Origin of the sequence: Paracoccus aerius (genome assembly GCF_014656455.1) — a bacterium.
Taxonomy (GTDB): Bacteria; Pseudomonadota; Alphaproteobacteria; order Rhodobacterales; family Rhodobacteraceae; genus Paracoccus; species Paracoccus aerius.
In genome coordinates, this window is sequence record NZ_BNCL01000080.1 from 1 (window position 1) to 1401 (window position 1401).

Below are 1401 nucleotides of genomic sequence, written 5' to 3' on the forward strand. Positions count from 1 at the left end.
ACGAAACCCTGCAATTCAAAGCGAATGAAACCGCATCTTCAGCACATAAAATCAATGCAGTAAGAGTTGATCAGGCCGGACTTTTTAGCCATGTGAATGTCCCGCAATCTGCCGGGGCGCATATGAGGCACTTACCGCATAGGGTATCCGGCCTTGTGGCCGCTCTGGGCATCCCGTGCCTGGCTTGTGCGCCGTTGCGATGCCCGGAAGTTTTGTCCGCAATGTCCCTTGCGCGCGCGTCGGTATATTTGTCGCTATATAAGAAAAGGGCGAATTCCTCTCTGTGTCACATGCGCGCAAGGGACATTTGTGACAAAACCCGGGGCAAGACGCTCCGAACGGCTTAAAGCCGCGCTGCGGCACGTCACGCAGCACAAGGCACCGCCGTTCCGATGTGACATACAGCAAGCGATCGGCCCGATTATGCGCCGATAGCGCCGTTATGCTTTTCCTGGTCATGCGTCACCTGTCAGGCTTGCCAGCACTCGTCGCGCTTCGTCCCGGCGTTCCCGTTCTGCCTTGGCCCTGGCGCTGAACCGGGAGTGAACCGCCGGGTTTACGATCCAGTGTGGCGCGGATGATGGCCGCGGCCCGTCGATCCTTTCGAGCCAACCCATCGCGGCCAGCTGCTGCAGAAGCGGCTGGATGTCCTGATCGCGTAGCGAGCGCATAGCCTTGTCACCCCGCTGCACATCGCGGTTGGTGATCCGCTCCAGCCGCCGCGCGAGGATATGGCCCGCTATGGCTGACAGCCGGTCATGGTCCTCTGACAGTCCCAGAACGCCCGCATAGAAGGCGAAGGCATGGCGCAGCAGGAAGCCATGCAGGAAGGCCGCAACGCGCTCTGCAGTGGCCGCTGTGATGTGCTGGGGCACCTGTGTCGCTTGGGCGTTCTCGACACAATGCCAGACAATGCAGAGGCGGACGAACAGGCCGTCATACTTCCCGATATGGGATGCCAGCTTTCGGCTGATGGTCTCCGTCGACTGCATCCGAAGATGCTCCGCCTCCAGCCGGCGGCGAACCTTCTGCGCGTCACTGTCGAACTGCAGGAACGTGCCCCCGCCCGCGATCGGCGCCGGGTTGCGAAGCGCATGGATCAGATCGCCATAGCGCGCCGCCACCGGGGGCGCTGGGGCGTCTGTGCCCTGGCTGGCGGGGTGCAGGACGATCGGGAACAACCGCTGCAGCAAGCCATCGTCCTGTGTGTCGCCTGCAATCTTTCGGATGGGCTCCGGCTGGATGCCGCCCAGCAGGCAGATTGACAGGTTTTCGATCAGGGCTGCGCCCCGGCCAACCCGGTCAAGAGCATACTGACAGTCAGAAGATGGTTGCCAGTTCTTGGGCGGCCTGACTCTCACAGCGATAGACCGTCTGGTAAGCTGGCGCCGCAAGGCGTCC

Annotated in this window: 1 protein-coding gene; it reads right to left on the minus strand. The window is 61.8% G+C overall.

Annotated features, from left to right (window positions below; all coding sequences use genetic code 11):
- Positions 1–455 precede the first annotated feature (455 nt).
- Entirely contained in the window at positions 456–1361 is a 906-nt protein-coding gene (locus IE224_RS20755; RefSeq protein ID WP_191313420.1) for a DUF3987 domain-containing protein, read from the minus strand.
- Positions 1362–1401 lie beyond the last annotated feature (40 nt).